A 16088-nucleotide genomic window follows, 5' to 3' on the forward strand; every position below is an offset into this window, starting at 1 on the left:
GCCGCAGCTGGTCTCGGCAGGTGACCGTTCGTCTGCATCCCACCGATGCCCAGACGTACTGGATGTCCGCGAAGATTCCCAACGATCAATTTCTGTTGTACTGCTTCGACACCGACTCGCCTGCGGAGTCCGTCCGCGAAGAACTGCTGCGCCGCGCGGAACAGATCAGCGACCTCGGTATGCGGATCGTCGATTTCCCACTCTCGCTTCGCTATCCGAGTCTTCGTCGGGCACCCGACACAACGGACCTCGTACACATCCGGGAGACCGGCCGCACGTGGAGGGACTGCCTCGACACCGTTGCCGAGGCATTCACCGATCAGCTCGACCCCCACGGATCCGTCTGGCGTCTGCACCTTGTCGGTGGCGTCACCGGCGCCCCGCGGTGCGACGGCCCGGCACTCGTTGCGATACTGCAGATCTCACATGCGTTCGGCGACGGCCGTGTCGCGTCGAGCCTGGCCCGAAGACTCTTCGGGGACGACCGGTCCGCGCCGGCCCCCATCGCCGACCGGACCCGAATCGGCCCGCGCGAATTCTTCCGAAGAGCCACTCGCGCACACGATCTCGAACGACAGCTGGCAGCCGACACCGCCGCGGGAACCGTCCCCGCTCCTGCGCCGGGTAGGCCCAGGATCCGAGTCAACGTCGCACCGGCGGGCCGCACGTCCGTGCGATGCCTCGTTCGTGATCGCAGCGATTTCACCGCCCCGGGCATCAGCGTCACGGTCGGTGCCGCAACCGCGATATCACTCGCCCTGGAACGCTATCTCGCACACCACGGAGACCCGGTACCTCCCGAGCTCGGTGCCGAGGCGACACTAGGCAAGCACGGTGAACGCCGGGCGCGCAACCACTTCGGCAATGCCGGAGTGGACCTACGCCCCGACATCACCGATCTCGCCGCCCGAGCGCACGCCATCTCCGAGTCACTGCAGGCTCGTCGTCGCCGCGCAGCCCATCCCGCAGCCGAGGCTCAGTCGCTCGCATCCGAAGCCGTTCCCGCTGTACTGCTGCACTGGGGTGTCCGCCAGTTCGACGCCACCGCCGTTCCGGACACGGTCACCGGAAACACGGTCCTGTCGAGCGTCGCGCGTGGTGCCGCGGACCTCGAGGTCGGTGGCGGACCGGTTCGTTTCACCGCCGGCTTCCCCGCGCTGTCTCCGATCATGGGCCTCACGCACGGAGTCCACGGCATCGGCGACGCCGTGACCGTCAGCGTGACATCGGCGGCGTCGGCGATGCCGGATCCCGACGTCTACTGCTCGTTCCTGGACCGCGCGATCGACGAGGTCTCGACCGCGCTTCGCCGGAGCTGCGCCCGGTAGCGGTCGTCTTCCCAGAGATTTCACAGAATGCCGCGTCATAGTCGAGGACATGACCCAGCTGACCGTTCTCGCCGTAGGTGGAACCGGAGAGTCCCGACCGGACGACCACCGTACTTTCGTCACGGGACTGCTCGGCCACGTCACCGGCGCGCTGGACGATCGGTTCGCCTGCCGATGGGTGGGATACCCGGCGTCGTACGGTCCCGTCGCGGTCGGTGGGCTGAGCTATCGGCACAGCACCGCACTGGGAGTCCGCCGACTCATCGCTGCCGTCGAAGCGACCCCAGGCCCGGTCGCACTGATCGGCTACTCGCAGGGCTGCTCGGTCATCCGCGAAGTTCTGGGACAGATGGCTTCCGGGGCGATCCACCTGCCCACGGTGACGGCAGCGGGGCTGATCTCCGATCCTCAGCAACCCGCGGGTGCCGTCGACGGTTGTACCGGTCGCGGAGTCGCGGGCGTCGGCCCGAACGTACCGGCCGAGGTCGAGACGATGTGGATCGGGCACCCACACGACATGATCTGCAACGCCAGCGAGGACAGCTACATCCGCGACATCGCCGATCTCACGAGGTGGATGTCGTTCCGCACGACCCGGTTGTGGCTTCGACAGGTGTGGCATCTCATCCGCACCAACGGTTTTCAGAACGCGTCGAAGACCAGCTTCTCGCCGCGGCAATGGAGAAAGGATGCCCGACGCGTACGCGTCGCCCTGCGGGAACTTTCGGGGTACCTTCCGAAGACCCTGGCGTGGCGTCGTTGGTCGGTGGCCAATCCGTCGGGCGACCGCCACATCGCGTACGCGACCGAACCGCTCGACGCCGCAGATGTCGACGGAAGCGGCCTCACCGGCTGCCAGCTACTCGCGCAGTGGCTGCAGGTGCACGCCGATCATCGGTCACCCCGCAGTCACGAACTGGTCGCCTGACCTTCCGCCCGTGCTTTGAGCTGAGCCAGACCCTTGTCGAAGTCCTTCCCCACGACCTTGTCCATCGGGAAGATCTTCCCGAGAAGAGTGAAGAAGAGGTTGTTCTCGCCGGTCATGGACCAGGTGATCTCGGATCCGTTCGCGCCCGGGTCGATGGTGAACGTGGTGACGTTCTTCGCCTTGAAGGGTTTGGTGAACACCAGGTCGAGGACGACGATCTGCCCCGGCTTCGAATCCGTGATCGTCATCGATCCCGCTCCTGCCTTGCGGTTGCCGGACCAGGCGTAGGAGGCGCCGACGCCACTGCTCGGACCCGTGTAGGTCCGTGACAGATCAGGATCGGCGCCTTCCCACGGTGACCAGGTACGCCACTCACGGAAGTCGTTGATCAACGGGTGGATCTTGTCCGGCGACGCGTTGATCACCGTAGTGCGTTGTACCAGGAAGGAACTCATGCGCGAATAGTAGTCACCCTCTGCGGCACAGGCAGAACAGATGGCCGACAGGATCCCGGAACACGGCGAAGCCGGGGTGGTTCTCGTTGCCCTCGATCTTCGTCGCGCCGATTTCGAGAACGTAGTCCTCGGCTTCCTTCATGTCGTCGACGACGAAATCCAGGTGGATCTTGATGCCGTCGGACGGCCAGTCGATCGGTGTGAACTCGGGGGCTCGTTGGAACGCGAGGCGAAGTTCCCCCGGTCCCTGAATCACGACCCAGTCGCCGTCGTCACTCGTGGGCTTCCATCCGAGAACCTTCGCGTAGAACCCGGCGAGTGCAGCCGGGTCCGGGCAGTCCAGAACGGTGTAGTCGACCTCGATCTTGGGTGCAGTCATGCGTGCACGCTAATACGAGGGAATGCCTACTGTCCCAGGGACGGTGCGAAGGTGGTGAACCACGCGTCCTTCAGGTGCTCTTCCCAGAAGTTCCACCAGTGCGTTCCGACTCCGGTGATGCGCACCTCCGGGTTGTTGCCGGTTGCGCGGAGAGCTCCGACGTAGGCGCGACTGGACAGACCCGACGCAGTCTCGAGTGGAACCATCTGTGCGAACTTGACCGGGTCGAAGCTGGCGCTGACCGGGTTGACGGTCGGGTCGGTCAACGGCGAACCGGTACCGGCCGAGACGAACACCTTGGTGTTGCGGAGCTTGCCGACGTTGAGCAGCGGATCGTTGGCGAGCCACGACGCCGACGGCCATGCGCCCCACATGTTGCGCGCGTTGCCGCCCATCTCGCCGACCGACACCTGGATACCCTGCGCGTAGCCGGGGCTGCTGGCCGTCGGGTAGCCGCTGAACGATGCAACGGCCTTGTAGAAGTCGGGGTGGTTTGCGGCCAGGTTCAGCGCGGAGGTGCCGCTCATGGACAGACCGGCGACTGCATTGTTGACGCCGTCACTGCCGAACTGCGCGGACATGACCGGCGGCAGCTCCTGCGTCAGGAAGGTCTCCCATTTCACGACGCCCAGCTTGGGGTCGGGGCGCTCCCAGTCGGTGTAGAACGTTCCGCCGCCACCGAACGGGATGACCACGTTGACGTGCTTGTCGGCGAAGAACTGCTCCACGTCGGTCTCGATGAGCCAGCCGTTGTTGTCGTCCGGCGCGCGCAGGCCGTCGAGCAGGTAGATCGTCGGAGCAGGACCCTCACCTGCAGCCTTCAGGACCTTGACGGGGATGTCCTTGTTCATTGCATCCGAGTGGACGTAGACCAGAGCGGAATCGGCCTGCGCAACACCCGTCCCCACGAAGGTGGCGCCGAATGCAGCGACCAGCACGGTGACGAGACCCAACAGCAGGCGGGAGCGCAGCCCCCGGAGCACGCCGACCGAGCTACGAGCACGAGAAAACATCAACGAGTCCCTAACGTCCGAATCCGACGACCTTCGGGAGGCAGGGTAACAGGGATATAACGCCTGCGCCTCTTCGCCGATTCTCAGACGATCCACCACGCGGCGTACGGCGGGACCCACAGCGTTCCGCCGGGATCGTGCAGTCCGTGCTCTGCCAGATCGTGGCCGGACAGCACTTCGCGGACATCGACCGACCCCAGGTCCGCCAACCGGGCACGGGCGAGTGGTCGATGATCGGCAGTCACGTTGAAGACACCGACGAGAGTCCCGCTCGGGTGTCGACGCTGTACGACGAGGAGGCCGTCGTCGATGTCCGCGTCGGTGAGGACCCGCGTCGGAGCCTCGGAATGAAGCATCGGCAGGCCGGCTCGGACACGTGCGATGTGAGCTACACCGTCGAAAACGCGTTGGGCGTCGGAGCCCTGTTCGTGGCGGCGGGCTCGGTCGGCGTCGGTCATCCGCGGCCGGTGAACCCAGCGGTTGTCGGCGGAGTGTCCGTCCTCCGACGCCCACTCGGGGTCGCCCGGTGACCCGATCTCGTCGCCGCTCCACACGACAGGAATGCCTCCCCATGCGGCGACGACGGCGTGCGCGAGGAAAATGCGCGCGAACCCGCCCGCGGGATCCTTCCTCGACGGGCCGAGACCGGTGAGGGCCGCGGCCGTGCCGCTGATCCGCCGATCACCGGTCTCCCTGTTGTGTTGGAAGACAAGCCCTTCCGCCCACGATCCGTCGAACTCGCCGGAGTACCAGTCCGCGAGGAACTGCCGATGCCCGACGCCGGTGACACCCCGGGCGGAGGCGTCGGAATCATCGATGGCCCAGCCGATGTCGTCGTGACAGCGGACATAGGTCACCCAGGTACCGCCGGGCGGTGTCGGCGGCAACCCAGCGAGCGCGTGCCGGGCCAGATCGGTGGAGCCGGACGCCAACATCGACCACACGTGCACCATCAGGCTGTTGTGATAGGCGATGTCCGACACGCGTCCCGCATGGCGCCCCTCGCCCAGATAGGGCATGAGGTCGCGGGGCCCGACGATGGCCTCGGCCTTGAACAACGTCGCAGGAGCGGTCAACCGGCAGGTCGCCCGCAGCGCCTGCGTGACGGCGTGCACCTCCGGCTGGTTCTGACAGTTGGTCCCGAGCCTCTTCCACAGAAATGCGATGGCGTCGAGGCGCAGCACCTCGATTCCCAGGTTCGCCAGATGCACCACTACTTCGGCGAATTCGAGCAGCACGGCGGGATTCGCCCAGTTCAGGTCCCACTGCCACTCGTTGAACGTCGTCCACACCCATTCGCCGTCGACCTCGGTGAAGCTACCGGGCGCGAAGTCCGGGAACACCTCGGGCAGGGTGCGCTCGAACCTGTCGGGAGTGTCGCGATCGGGATAGATCAGGAAGTAGTCACGATACTTCGCGTCACCTGCGCGCGCGGCGACCGCCCAGTCATGTTCGCGAGCAACGTGATTGAGAACCAGGTCGACGACGGGGCTGATTCCGCGGCTACGCAACGTGGCGGCCAATTGCGCCAGATCCTCGTTGGTACCGAGATCCTCACGCACCGAGGAGAAGTCCATGACGGCATATCCGCCGTCGTTGTCACCGGGACGAGGCTTCAGCAACGGCATCATGTGCAGATACGTGACCCCCAGGTCGGTCAGATGATCGAGCCTGTCCCCCAAGCCCTTCAACGTCTTCGCGTACCTGTCGACGTAGCAGGCGTACCCGAACATGTTCGGCCGCTGGAACCAGTCCGGCTGCAACAACCTGCGTTCGTCGAGCCGGTGCAACTCGTCGGACCGCGCGGCGAACCCCCGGGCCGCGACGGTGACGAGAGCCGACGCCACGTCGTCCGGTGCGGAATACAGCGCGGTCACCGCGTCGAGCAGATCCGGCCCCCACTGCTGCAGACGCAGCTCGAACGTCTGACGTCTGTGCGCAGGTAGATCCGCGAGCAGATCGCGTGCCTCCTCGGAGAGAACCATGCTTGCATGATGACACGGTGGGGTACGAAGGACGCATGGTCTCCGTGACGCGCATCCTCGACACCGTCCTCGATCGAACCGTCGTACCCGGTTACTCCCGCATCGGGTCGACGGTGCGCAGCAGGTTCTGGGCGTCGGACCCGGCACCGTTTCCCGAACCGATCGACGTCGTCGTCACCGGCGGCAGCTCCGGGCTCGGGGCCGCCACAGCGACGTCCCTCGCGAAACTCGGCGCCCGGGTACACCTCGTCGGGCGATCGGCCGAAAGACTCGAGAAGTCCGCCGGGATCATCAAGACAGCTGCATCGGAAGCGTCGATCGTCGTCCGAGAATGCGATGTCAGCGATCTCGATTCCGTCGCACGGCTGGTGACGGACCTGACGTCGGAGCTGACCGGGCTGCATGCCATCGTCCACTGTGCGGGCGTCATGCCCGAGGAGCGCACGTCGACAGCACAGAACCACGAGGCCGCATTCGCGACCCACGTCCTCGGCCCCGTCGCCCTGACCGTCGGCGCCAGGGAACTGTTCGACGCCGGATCCCGAGTCGTCTTCGTCTCCAGCGGCGGCATGTATCCGGTGCCGTTGCACACGCGCGACTTCGAGTTCGCCTCCGGAAAGTACTCCGGCATGACGGCGTACGCCCGCACCAAACGTATGCAGGTGGTCGTCGCCGAGCAGCTGGCTCAGCGAATGACCGAAGAACACGATCCGGTGGTGCACAGCATGCACCCCGGCTGGGCCGCGACACCGGGAGTGACCGATTCGATTCCGATGTTCGGCACGGTCATGAAACCCATCCTCCGCACACCCGACGAAGGCGCGGACACCATCGTCTGGCTCGCCGCCGGCGACGAAGCGCTCACCAGCACCGGAAAGTTCTGGCACGACCGAGCCATTCGGCCGACCCACTACCCGTCGTGGCGCAAGGACTCCCCCGACGCCAGGGATGCCCTGTGGTCGACGGTGGTGGAGGCAACCGGAATCGAGTTGTAGACGGAGCTGTACGGGCGAGCATCTCGACACGTCATCGGCGTGCGCCGCTTCTGATCGGCCTCGTCACCTGTTTCACGACGCACGACGGTATGCCTGCCGCGTCTCCGGCCGCACGTCGCTTGTAGACGCTCGGCGACATTCCCACCAGCTCGGTGAAGCGCGTGCTGAACGTGCCGAGCGAGGAACACCCCACTTCGAAGCACACGTCGGTGACCGAGAGATCTCCTCGTCGCAGCAGCGCCATTGCACGTTCGATCCGGCGAGTCATCAAGTACGAGTAAGGAGATTCGCCGTAGGCACGCTTGAACTGCCGACTCAGGTAGCCGGCCGACACGTGCACACCGCGCGCCAACGCCTCGACGTCCAGCGGCTGAGCGTAGTCGCGATCCATCCGGTCGCGCACGCGTCGCAGGCGCGCGAGATCCTTCAAGTTCTGCGATTCGTCCACGCACGGATCGTGCCATGTCGGCCCCGCGAGGCACACTGTTCGGGTGAAGATCACCGATGCACAACGCCGCGCCCGGTTGGTGTCACGGCAGTTCGCGGCGGCATCGACGCCGGAGGCCGTCGTCGAGTCCGTGTTGGCCCTGCACGCCACCGATCCGGCGACGGTCTACCTGTCCGTTGTCGCGCGTGCCCGGTCGCTGGGCATCGACGACGTCCGCGCCGCGATGTACGAGCGTCGGACATTGGTCCGCTCGATGGCGATGCGCCGCACGCTGTTCGTTCTCGCACACGACGACCTACCGCTCGTCCATGCCGCAGCGAGTCTCGGCGTCGCACGAACGATGCGCAAACGGCTGCTCACCCAAGTCGAGAAGGGACCGACCGATCCGGTGGTCGAGAACCCCGCGGCATGGATCGCGCAGGTCGAACAGGAGACCGAGACACGCCTGAAGGCCGTCGGCACAGCAACGGGAGCCGAGTTGTCCGCCGCGGTTCCACTGCTCAAGACCGCGTTTCTGCCCACGACCGACAAATCGTACGACGTCAGGCGCTACGTCACCTCCGAAGTCCTGGTGATGATGGCAGCCGAAGGAAAAATGGTGAGGGTCGAACCTCGCGGCGCCTGGACGTCACGGCGGCACGCGTGGGCTCCGATCGATCACTGCTGGCCAGGCGGCATCCCCGCCGTCGACGAGACCGACAGTCGCCGAGAACTCGTGCGCAGGTGGCTCGAAGTGTTCGGTCCGGCCACCATGGACGACATCCAATGGTGGACCGGATGGAACAAGACCCAGACACGTGCGGCGGTGGCAGCCATCGACACGGTCGCCGTCGAACTGACCGCAGGCGAAGGCATCATGCTGCCGGATACAGACCTGTCCGGCTGCGCGCGCGGCGTCGTGCTGCTCCCCGCCCTCGACCCGACGCCGATGGGCTGGAAGCACCGCGACTGGTACCTCGGTGACTACAAGCCACCGCTGTTCGACACCTTCGGCAACATCGGTCCGACCATCTGGCTCGACGGCCGAATCGTCGGCGGATGGGCAGTCACTCCGGCAGGCGAAGTCGCGACCGAACTGTTCGAGGACATCGGATCAAACACCGCCGACGTCACCGCCGAAGCCGAGCGGATCACAACACTCCTCGACGGCACCGCCGTCGTACCGTCCTTCCCGACGCCGTTGGAAAAACGACTGCGCGGTAGGTAAGCGACTCGGTGCGAACGTGCACCCAGTACAGTTTTAAACCATGCCGATCAGTCTCGTTTCCGTCATCGTGCCGGTCTACAACGGCTTGCCGCACTTGGACGTGCAGCTCAGGGCCCTGGAGGCTCAGGATTACAAGGGCGCGTTCGAGGTGATCGTGAGCGACAACGGCTCGACCGATGGTACGCGTGAGTACGTCGCCTGCCTGTCTTCATCCCTCACAGTCCGTTGCGTCGACGCGTCCCGGATCCGGGGTGTGTCGCATGCACGAAACGTCGGCATGGACGCCGCCCGAGGCGAGTTCATTGCCATCGTCGACCACGACGATTCGGTCCATCCCGGTTGGCTGACCGCCCTGACCCGCGAAGCGGAGAACTTCGACGCAGTAGGGGGCCCGATCGAGCTGTATTCACTGAATTCCCCCGAGGTCGCGTCCTGGCCAGGCGCCCCCACTCCGGAACAACGCCTCGACACCTTCCACCTTCCGTGGGCTCAGGGCAACAACTTCGGTATGTGGCGCAACGTCGTGCACCAGGTCGGTTACTACGACGAAGAATTGACCAGCGGCGGCGACGACGTCGACTATTCGTGGCGGATTCAAGAGGCCGGATTGACGCTGGGGCACGCACCGGAAGCCGTCGTCGCGTACCGCCTGAGGACTACGCTCGGTGGATGTTTCGCACAGGGACGCAAATACGGTGGGGCAGCCTGCGTGGTTGCCGTCAAGCATCGGTCGCGTGGCTGCCCGCAGTTGTCCCCGTTCGTACAGGTTCCGGCACATCTGGCCAGCCTTGCGTTCATGTTGGTCGCTCGAAATCCGTGGTTGCGCAGACGATCCGGCGCAGTTCCGCGCGAGATCTGGGCTCAGCACCTCGGCCTTCAGTACGGCGCGATGGTGATGCGTCTGCGCCTGCTCAATCCGCGTGTTCGAACCGAAATCGAGGGACAATGGCAGGAATCGTGAGCGCCTCATGACCCAGCGTGCACTCGCATCCATTCGAGACGAGACATTGGCGGTCTTGCGCAGTCACGTCGCCCCGGGTGAACGTGTGGCGCTGCTCGATTTCCCCAGCTACGACAACGCGGGCGACTCTCTCATCTACGCCGGTGAGATCCGGTACCTCGAAGAATCGAACGTCCAGGTCGATTATGTCTCGGACGTGCACACCCACCACGACGGGCTTCTGCGGGATCGAGTGGGCGCGGGCACGATCTTCCTGCGCGGGGGAGGAAGTTTCGGAGACCGCTGGCCCGGACATCAACGATTTCGTGAGGGTATCGTGGAGCGGTTCCCGCACAATAAAATCGTCTGCCTCCCACAAGGAATCGACTACGCCGATCCCGCGGCACTGAGGCGGACGGCGGACCTGTACTCGAAGCATTCCGATCTGACGCTCTTGCTCCGTGAACGAAAATCCTACGATCTCGCCATAGCCGCATTCCCCGACAATCGGGTCGAATACTGCCCCGATATGGCATTCGGAGCGCAAATCGACAGCAGTCCAGGCGGCTCGGCGGTGGATGTCGTGAAGCTGCTGCGCGTCGATTCCGAGGGCATCGATCACGGCGCCGTCGACCTCGGCGCGTCTTCAGTCCAAGCAGATTGGGGTCTACGCGGACCGGATCGCGCGCTGTGGAACGCGATCACGCTGCCCACCAGAATTGCGTACAACGTGCCACGGACCACCCGAATTCTCTATCCGGCTCTCGCCCGGTCCTACCCCTTCGCCGCGCAGCTCAATCTGCGTGTTGCTCAACGCATTCTGAACCAAGGCTCGGTAGTCTTGACCGACAGACTCCACGCCGCGGTACTGGCCGCGATGATGGGAAAACGGGTGGTTGCACTCGACAACGCGAACAAGAAGGTTTCCGGCATCTACAGCGCCTACCTACATCGGTTCGACACAGTGCGACTGGCGTCGACAGCGGCAGAGGCTGTCGAAATGGTCGAAGACGCGGTGACGCGAAGCCGATGATGGGCTAACCCCGATCGCTCCAGAACCCACATTGGTGCGCGTCGTAGTAGTTGCCCACAACGGTGTCCGGGTTGCCGAATTCCAACACCGGACCGCTGGCGTCCGTTGTCTTCGGCCAGCCCTCCCCCGGGTCGCCGGATCGTGCGAACTCGGACCAAGCCTCGATCATCTTCTCCGACAGGTCTTTCTGGCCGGGACCGGTGAGAAGGTCACTGCCGTTCAGGTCGAACGTGTACGGCAGATCGGTCGCATGTGCAGCGCCCTGAGCCAATCCCGTGGCCGATACACCGCTCACATCCGGGGCTGTCTCGTCGGCGAATTCGTAGGACCACACGTCGGCGTTCGTAGAAAGCAACGCGGACGTGTTCAGCATCGGGCACGACCAGGCCGCATCGGTGACCAGGGTGGACCATGCCAGTGCTGCACTGTCGAATCCGTTTCTCGGGTAACGCTGTTCCACCTCGCCCGCACGCGTGCCGAATGCCTGCTCGATGAGCGACCTGTAGGTCTCGTCGGTGACGGACGTCGGATCTGCCAGCAACGCGCCCCCGACGAACGATCGATGCTCGTCCGCGTTACCACCCATGATCACTGGGATCGGCATCGTGCGTCCGTCTCGAACTGCGTCTGCCGGATTGGTCGGAAGCAGGTCCGTACCGTAGGCCAGACCATTGCCGAACGACGACGATTGCTCGACAACCTTCTCGACGGGCAACTCCCGCAGGCAACGCAGCCGATCGTCGGTGCAGCCCAGAGCGTCTGCGATTGCACTGCCCGTTGCTTCGCTTTCGGCAAGCGGAGCGTACGGCGTCAACTCGGGCAGCCCCGGGTAGAGAGTTCCGGCGGGCCAGTCGATCAGGCACGACCCCGATTGAATGATCGCTTTGTCGACGAGCCCCTCCGCAGCAGGGGATCCCAGCGCTGCACAGGCAGACATTCCTCCGGCCGACTCCCCCATCACGATCACGTTGTCGGGATCGCCACCGAACGCCTCGGCATTGTCGTTCGCCCACTTCAGCGCAAGGAGCTGATCGGCGAGCCCGAAGTTGCCGGAGCCCTCCACGCCGGGGAGTCCGAGATAGCCGAGCATGCCGAGCCGATAGTTCACCGTCACGACGATCACGTTGCCCTGTTCGGCGAAACGCGTGGCGTCGTAATCCGAGCCCGCTCCGCTGGTGAAACCGCCCCCGTGCCACCACACGACGACCGGAAGCCGGCCGTCACCCGCGTCCGAAGGAACCGTCACGTTCAGAAACAGGCAGTCCTCGTCGGTCTGCACATCCGGACCTGTCCCCTGCGGGCACCGCGCGCCGAACGACGTGGCGTCGACGGTGTCCTCGGTGTCCGGAGCAGCTTCCGGCAACGCCCACCGCAGATCACCGACCGGTGGCTGCGCATATCGAACTCCGAGAAACTGCCGCGTGCCACCGACTTCGCTACCGCGCAGCAGGCCCGTCGTCGTGTCCACGGACAGAGGGTCCCGTGGTTCGGGCTGGTTGTCCGTCGCAGTAGCGCATCCGACTACCAACAGCACACACGCCACTGCCGCCAAGGTCTTCTTCATCGATCGCCTCGTCCGTGATCACCGACCGCCGTACGTTCCGTTCTCCGAAAGGATATGCGAAGCGGGTGAAGCGCTGTCTAGACGTTGAAGCGGAATTCGACGACGTCGCCGTCGACCATGATGTAGTCCTTGCCCTCCATACGGACTTTGCCTGCGGCCTTGGCCGAGGCCATGGAGCCGGCTTCGATGAGGTCGTCGTAGCTGACGATTTCGGCCTTGATGAAGCCACGCTCGAAATCGGTGTGGATGACTCCCGCAGCCTGGGGAGCGGTGTCGCCCTGGTGGATCGTCCACGCGCGGGCTTCTTTCGGTCCTGCCGTGAGGTAGGTCTGCAGACCGAGGGTGTGGAAGCCGGCGCGGGCGAGAGCATCGAGGCCCGGTTCGGTCTGGCCGACGCTCTCGAGCAGTTCGGCGGCCGATTCGGCGTCGAGTTCGAGGAGCTCGGATTCGATCTTGGCGTCGAGGAACACCGCGTCTGCGGGTGCGACGGATCGTGCGAGCTCGCCGACGCGTGCGTCGTCGGTGAGGATCGATTCATCGGCGTTGAAGACGTAGAGGAACGGCTTCGTGGTGAGCAGCTGGAACTCCTTGAGGAGCTCGAAGTCGAGCTTGTCCTTCGCGGAGAACAGAGTCTTGCCGTCGTTCAGTACTGCCTGCGCAGCGATGGCGGCGTCGAGTGCAGGCTTGCGGTCCTTCTTGATCCGCGCTTCCTTCTCGACGCGCGGGATGGCCTTTTCGAGCGTCTGGAGGTCGGCGATCGCGAGCTCGGTCTCGATGACCTCGATGTCGGCGGCGGGATCGACGCGGCCGTCGACGTGCACCACGTCGTCGTCGGCGAAGACGCGCACCACCTGGCAGATAGCGTCGGCCTCACGGATGTTGGCGAGGAACTTGTTGCCTAGGCCAGCGCCTTCGGACGCGCCCTTGACGATGCCGGCGATGTCGACGAACGACACGAGCGCCGGAACCTCCTTCTCGGAGCCGAAGACCTCAGCGAGCTTGCCCAGCCGCGGATCCGGCAACGGCACGACACCGACGTTGGGCTCGATGGTCGCGAACGGGTAGTTCGCGGCCAGCACATCGTTCTTGGTCAATGCGTTGAAGAGGGTGGACTTGCCGACGTTGGGCAGTCCGACGATTCCGAGGGTGAGGCTCACGGTCTATGGAGTCTACTTTGACGTCGGGACCAGCACCGCGTCGCCCAAGATCTTCGTCGGAGGACGTGACGACGGGAGAATCATCGCCACCCTAGGTGAGGGCGCGTGCCGCCTGGGCGAGGGTGGTCACGGCGTCCCAATCTTCGGCAGCAAGCACGGGCGCCGGGGTGATCCATGACCCTCCGACGCATCCGACGTTCGGCAGCGACAGGTACGTCGACGCATTGGCCGTGGAGATCCCGCCCGTCGGGCAGAAGCGGGCCGCTGGAACGGGTGAGTGGATCGACTTCAGGAAGTTCGCGCCGCCCGACGCCTCGGCCGGGAAGAACTTCAGGTCGGTGTAGCCGGCTTCCAGCAGGGCGAGCACCTCGGACACGGTGGCGGCACCGGGTAGGTGGGGCAGACCGGTGTCGCGCATCGCCTGTGTCAACCCTGGTGTGCTGCCGGGTGAGACGAGGAACTGCGCGCCGGCGTCGGATGCCTGCTTCGCCTGGCCGGGCGTGACGATCGTGCCCGCACCGAGAAGGATCTCGGGCACCTCGGCGGCAATGCGTTCGATCGCGTCGAGGGCCACCGGGGTGCGCAGGGTGAGTTCGATGACGGGCAGGCCGCCGGCGACGAGGGCGCGGGCGATCGGCACGGCGTGGTCGAGATTTTCGACCACCACCACGGGGATGACGGGTACGCGGTCCAGCAGGGATTCGGTCATGTGTAGTCCTTCTTCTGTGCGTCGGGTCTTCTGAACGGCGGAACTGTCAGCGCATCACGAACATGGCGCCTTCGTCGGCGGGGCCGACAAGAGCGCGCATGCCGGAGAACAGGTCTCGGCCGGTGGAGACCCACTCGTCCTGCGCCGGCGCTCGGCCGGTGACCACTCTGACCTCGAAGTCCGCAAGTGGCACGTCGATGTCGAGCGTTCCGGCGACGGAGTCGAGGGTGATCATGTCACCGTCCTCGATCTTCGCGATCGCACCCCCACTGGCTGCTTCGGGCGTGAGATGAATTGCTGCAGGAACTTTCCCGGACGCTCCGGACATGCGCCCGTCGGTGATGAGCGCGACGCGGTAGCCGCGATCCTGCAGGATTCCCAAGGCCGGCGTCAGCTTGTGTAGTTCAGGCATTCCGTTGGCCTGCGGCCCCTGGTAACGCAGCACTGCGACGAAGTCGCCTTCCAGATCTCCTGCGTCGAACGCTGCGAGGAAGTCCGCCTGGTCGTCGAACACCTTCGCGGGCGCGGTGACCACGCGGTGCTCGGCCGCCAGCGCGGAGGTCTTGATGACGCTCTTTCCGATCGGGCCGGTCAGCATCTTCAGGCCGCCGTCGGCGCTGAACGGTTCGTCGGCGCCGCGAAGCACACTGTCGTCGTGGCTCATTCGCGTACCGTCTTGCCACATCACACCCTCGCCGTCGAGCTTGGGTTCCTGCGTGTAACGCCGAAGACCGAATCCAGCAATGGTTTTCACGTCGTCGTGCATCAGACCGGCATCGAGAAGCGAACCGATCACGAAACCGAGGCCGCCTGCGGCGTGGAAGTGGTTCACGTCCGCCTTGCCGTTGGGGTAGATCCGTGCCATCAGTGGCACGACAGCCGATAGATCCGACAGGTCTTGCCAGGTCAGCGTGATACCGGCGGCGCGGGCGATCGCAACGAGGTGCATGGTGTGGTTGGTCGAGCCGCCGGTGGCCAGGAGTGCAACACAGCCGTTGACGATCGCCTTCTCGTCGACGATTTCGCCGACTGGTGTGTAGTTCTCACCGAGATCGGTCAGACCGGTGACGACATGGGCGGCTTCGCGAGTCAGGGCGTCACGCAACGGGGTTCCGGGATTGACGAAGGACGAGCCGGGTAGGTGCAGACCCATGACCTCCATCAGCAACTGGTTGGAGTTCGCAGTTCCGAAGAACGTGCACGTGCCACTGCCGTGGTACGACGCCGCCTCCGCGTCCAGCAACGCTTCTCGTCCCACCTTGCCTTCGGCGTAGAGCTGGCGAGCTTTCGCCTTCTCGCCGTTGGGAAGTCCGGAGGTCATCGGGCCCGCGGGGACGAACACGGCGGGCAGGTGGCCGAAGCTCAAGGCGCCCATGAGCATTCCTGGCACGATCTTGTCGCACACGCCCAGCATGAGGGTGGCGTCGAACATGTCGTGCGACAGCGCAATTGCGGTGGACATCGCGATGATGTCACGACTGAAGAGCGAGAGTTGCATCCCGTCGCGGCCCTGGGTGATGCCGTCGCACATCGCGGGCACTCCCCCGGCGAACTGCGCGATTCCGCCTGCTTCGATGACAGCGGCCTTGAGTGCAGCCGGGTAGGTCTCGAACGGCTTGTGCGCCGAGAGCATGTCGTTGTACGCGGACACGATGGCGATGTTCGGCTTCACCATGCCGCGCAGGGCTTGCTTGTCGGCTTTTCCCGACGCGGCGAAACCGTGGGCGATGTTGGCGCAGGCAAGCCGCCCGCGAGCGGGGCCTCGACTTCCTGCTGCGGCGATGCGATCGAGGTAGGTGGCCCGGGCGGACTGGCTGCGGGCTGCGATGCGGTCGGTGACCTGACGCAGGACCGGGTGGATGGTGTCCATGAGGTGTCTCCCTGTTCGGTCTTTCACGATTCAGACTAGAGGCACTTACGCGTCACGACAACCCAACTTACGTTTTT

The 16088-nt window shown here is 65.0% G+C and carries 15 protein-coding genes; 6 read left to right on the top strand and 9 right to left on the bottom strand.

The genetic code is table 11. The features are described from left to right. The first annotated feature begins 20 nt into the window (after positions 1 to 20). On the top strand, positions 21 to 1328 hold the full coding sequence (locus BH95_RS13145) for a WS/DGAT domain-containing protein (RefSeq protein WP_033188041.1): 1308 nt from the start codon (positions 21 to 23) through the stop codon (positions 1326 to 1328). Positions 1329 to 1377: 49 nt separating this feature from the next. Beyond that, positions 1378 to 2256, top strand: a complete 879-nt coding sequence (locus tag BH95_RS13150) for a PE-PPE domain-containing protein (RefSeq protein ID WP_020112619.1) — start codon at positions 1378 to 1380, stop codon at positions 2254 to 2256. Here the strand turns inward: BH95_RS13150 and BH95_RS13155 are convergent. From BH95_RS13155 to BH95_RS13170, 4 genes are all read right to left on the bottom strand, one after another. Next, positions 2238 to 2711 carry an SRPBCC family protein gene (locus tag BH95_RS13155; RefSeq protein ID WP_026347847.1) on the bottom strand — a complete coding sequence of 158 codons (474 nt, stop codon included), beginning with the start codon at positions 2709 to 2711 and terminating at the stop codon, positions 2238 to 2240. The two genes, BH95_RS13150 and BH95_RS13155, sit on opposite strands and share 19 nt — an antisense overlap. 13 nt (positions 2712 to 2724) lie before the next feature. Further along, the gene (locus tag BH95_RS13160; RefSeq protein ID WP_019665439.1) at positions 2725 to 3090 is read right to left on the bottom strand and encodes a VOC family protein; all 366 of its coding nucleotides are present in this window, start codon (positions 3088 to 3090) and stop codon (positions 2725 to 2727) included. Between the two features lie 26 nt (positions 3091 to 3116). Next, positions 3117 to 4103: an alpha/beta hydrolase gene (locus BH95_RS13165; protein ID WP_019665440.1), complete on the bottom strand. Its 987-nt coding sequence runs from the start codon at positions 4101 to 4103 to the stop codon at positions 3117 to 3119. A gap of 83 nt (positions 4104 to 4186) precedes the next feature. Beyond that, positions 4187 to 6088 carry an alpha-amylase family protein gene (locus tag BH95_RS13170; protein ID WP_037141174.1) on the bottom strand — a complete coding sequence of 634 codons (1902 nt, stop codon included), beginning with the start codon at positions 6086 to 6088 and terminating at the stop codon, positions 4187 to 4189. A gap of 35 nt (positions 6089 to 6123) precedes the next feature. On the opposite strand from BH95_RS13170, the gene BH95_RS13175 reads away from it, so the two are divergent. Next, positions 6124 to 7083, top strand: a complete 960-nt coding sequence (locus BH95_RS13175; RefSeq protein ID WP_020112623.1) for an SDR family NAD(P)-dependent oxidoreductase — start codon at positions 6124 to 6126, stop codon at positions 7081 to 7083. A gap of 31 nt (positions 7084 to 7114) precedes the next feature. Here the strand turns inward: BH95_RS13175 and BH95_RS13180 are convergent, their stop codons facing one another. After that, a complete protein-coding gene (locus BH95_RS13180) occupies positions 7115 to 7474 on the bottom strand; it encodes a helix-turn-helix transcriptional regulator (protein WP_230620848.1) in 360 nt (119 codons plus the stop codon). Between the two features lie 100 nt (positions 7475 to 7574). Here BH95_RS13180 and BH95_RS13185 point away from each other — a divergent pair, with 100 nt between their 5' ends. The 3 genes from BH95_RS13185 to BH95_RS13195 are packed head-to-tail and all read left to right on the top strand — an operon-like array spanning position 7575 to position 10711. Then, on the top strand, positions 7575 to 8738 hold the full coding sequence (locus BH95_RS13185; RefSeq protein ID WP_037182667.1) for a winged helix DNA-binding domain-containing protein: 1164 nt from the start codon (positions 7575 to 7577) through the stop codon (positions 8736 to 8738). Between the two features lie 40 nt (positions 8739 to 8778). Next, positions 8779 to 9699, top strand: coding sequence for a glycosyltransferase (locus tag BH95_RS13190; protein WP_037158434.1), 921 nt, complete (start codon positions 8779 to 8781; stop codon positions 9697 to 9699). 7 nt (positions 9700 to 9706) lie between these two features. Beyond that, the gene (locus BH95_RS13195; protein ID WP_037182670.1) at positions 9707 to 10711 is read left to right on the top strand and encodes a polysaccharide pyruvyl transferase family protein; all 1005 of its coding nucleotides are present in this window, start codon (positions 9707 to 9709) and stop codon (positions 10709 to 10711) included. A 4-nt stretch (positions 10712 to 10715) separates the two neighbouring features. Here BH95_RS13195 and BH95_RS13200 read toward each other — a convergent pair whose 3' ends face one another. The 4 genes from BH95_RS13200 to edd form a co-directional block, all read right to left on the bottom strand. Then, on the bottom strand, positions 10716 to 12275 hold the full coding sequence (locus BH95_RS13200; RefSeq protein WP_037182672.1) for a carboxylesterase/lipase family protein: 1560 nt from the start codon (positions 12273 to 12275) through the stop codon (positions 10716 to 10718). Between the two features lie 77 nt (positions 12276 to 12352). Next, entirely contained in the window at positions 12353 to 13432 is a 1080-nt protein-coding gene (gene ychF / locus BH95_RS13205; protein ID WP_019665448.1) for a redox-regulated ATPase YchF, read from the bottom strand. Between the two features lie 91 nt (positions 13433 to 13523). Further along, entirely contained in the window at positions 13524 to 14141 is a 618-nt protein-coding gene (gene eda, locus BH95_RS13210) for a bifunctional 4-hydroxy-2-oxoglutarate aldolase/2-dehydro-3-deoxy-phosphogluconate aldolase (RefSeq protein WP_019665449.1), read from the bottom strand. Between the two features lie 46 nt (positions 14142 to 14187). After that, a complete protein-coding gene (edd, locus tag BH95_RS13215; protein ID WP_020112629.1) occupies positions 14188 to 16011 on the bottom strand; it encodes a phosphogluconate dehydratase in 1824 nt (607 codons plus the stop codon). Positions 16012 to 16088 lie beyond the last annotated feature (77 nt).

The sequence above is a fragment of the Rhodococcoides fascians A44A genome (assembly GCF_000760735.1).
Classification (GTDB): domain Bacteria; phylum Actinomycetota; class Actinomycetes; order Mycobacteriales; family Mycobacteriaceae; genus Rhodococcoides; species Rhodococcoides fascians_E.

Excerpts from the sequence above, each read along its gene's own strand:
- BH95_RS13150 (WP_020112619.1), top strand. The coding sequence starts at position 1,378 with ATGACCCAGCTGACCGTTCTCGCCGTAGGTGGAACCGGAGAGTCCCGA.
- BH95_RS13155 (WP_026347847.1), bottom strand. The coding sequence starts at position 2,711 with ATGAGTTCCTTCCTGGTACAACGCACTACGGTGATCAACGCGTCGCCG.
- BH95_RS13160 (WP_019665439.1), bottom strand. The coding sequence starts at position 3,090 with ATGACTGCACCCAAGATCGAGGTCGACTACACCGTTCTGGACTGCCCG.
- BH95_RS13165 (WP_019665440.1), bottom strand. The coding sequence starts at position 4,103 with ATGTTTTCTCGTGCTCGTAGCTCGGTCGGCGTGCTCCGGGGGCTGCGC.
- BH95_RS13170 (WP_037141174.1), bottom strand. The coding sequence starts at position 6,088 with ATGGTTCTCTCCGAGGAGGCACGCGATCTGCTCGCGGATCTACCTGCG.
- BH95_RS13175 (WP_020112623.1), top strand. The coding sequence starts at position 6,124 with ATGGTCTCCGTGACGCGCATCCTCGACACCGTCCTCGATCGAACCGTC.
- BH95_RS13180 (WP_230620848.1), bottom strand. The coding sequence starts at position 7,474 with ATGGATCGCGACTACGCTCAGCCGCTGGACGTCGAGGCGTTGGCGCGC.
- BH95_RS13190 (WP_037158434.1), top strand. The coding sequence starts at position 8,779 with ATGCCGATCAGTCTCGTTTCCGTCATCGTGCCGGTCTACAACGGCTTG.
- BH95_RS13195 (WP_037182670.1), top strand. The coding sequence starts at position 9,707 with ATGACCCAGCGTGCACTCGCATCCATTCGAGACGAGACATTGGCGGTC.
- BH95_RS13200 (WP_037182672.1), bottom strand. The coding sequence starts at position 12,275 with ATGAAGAAGACCTTGGCGGCAGTGGCGTGTGTGCTGTTGGTAGTCGGA.
- eda (WP_019665449.1), bottom strand. The coding sequence starts at position 14,141 with ATGACCGAATCCCTGCTGGACCGCGTACCCGTCATCCCCGTGGTGGTG.
- edd (WP_020112629.1), bottom strand. The coding sequence starts at position 16,011 with ATGGACACCATCCACCCGGTCCTGCGTCAGGTCACCGACCGCATCGCA.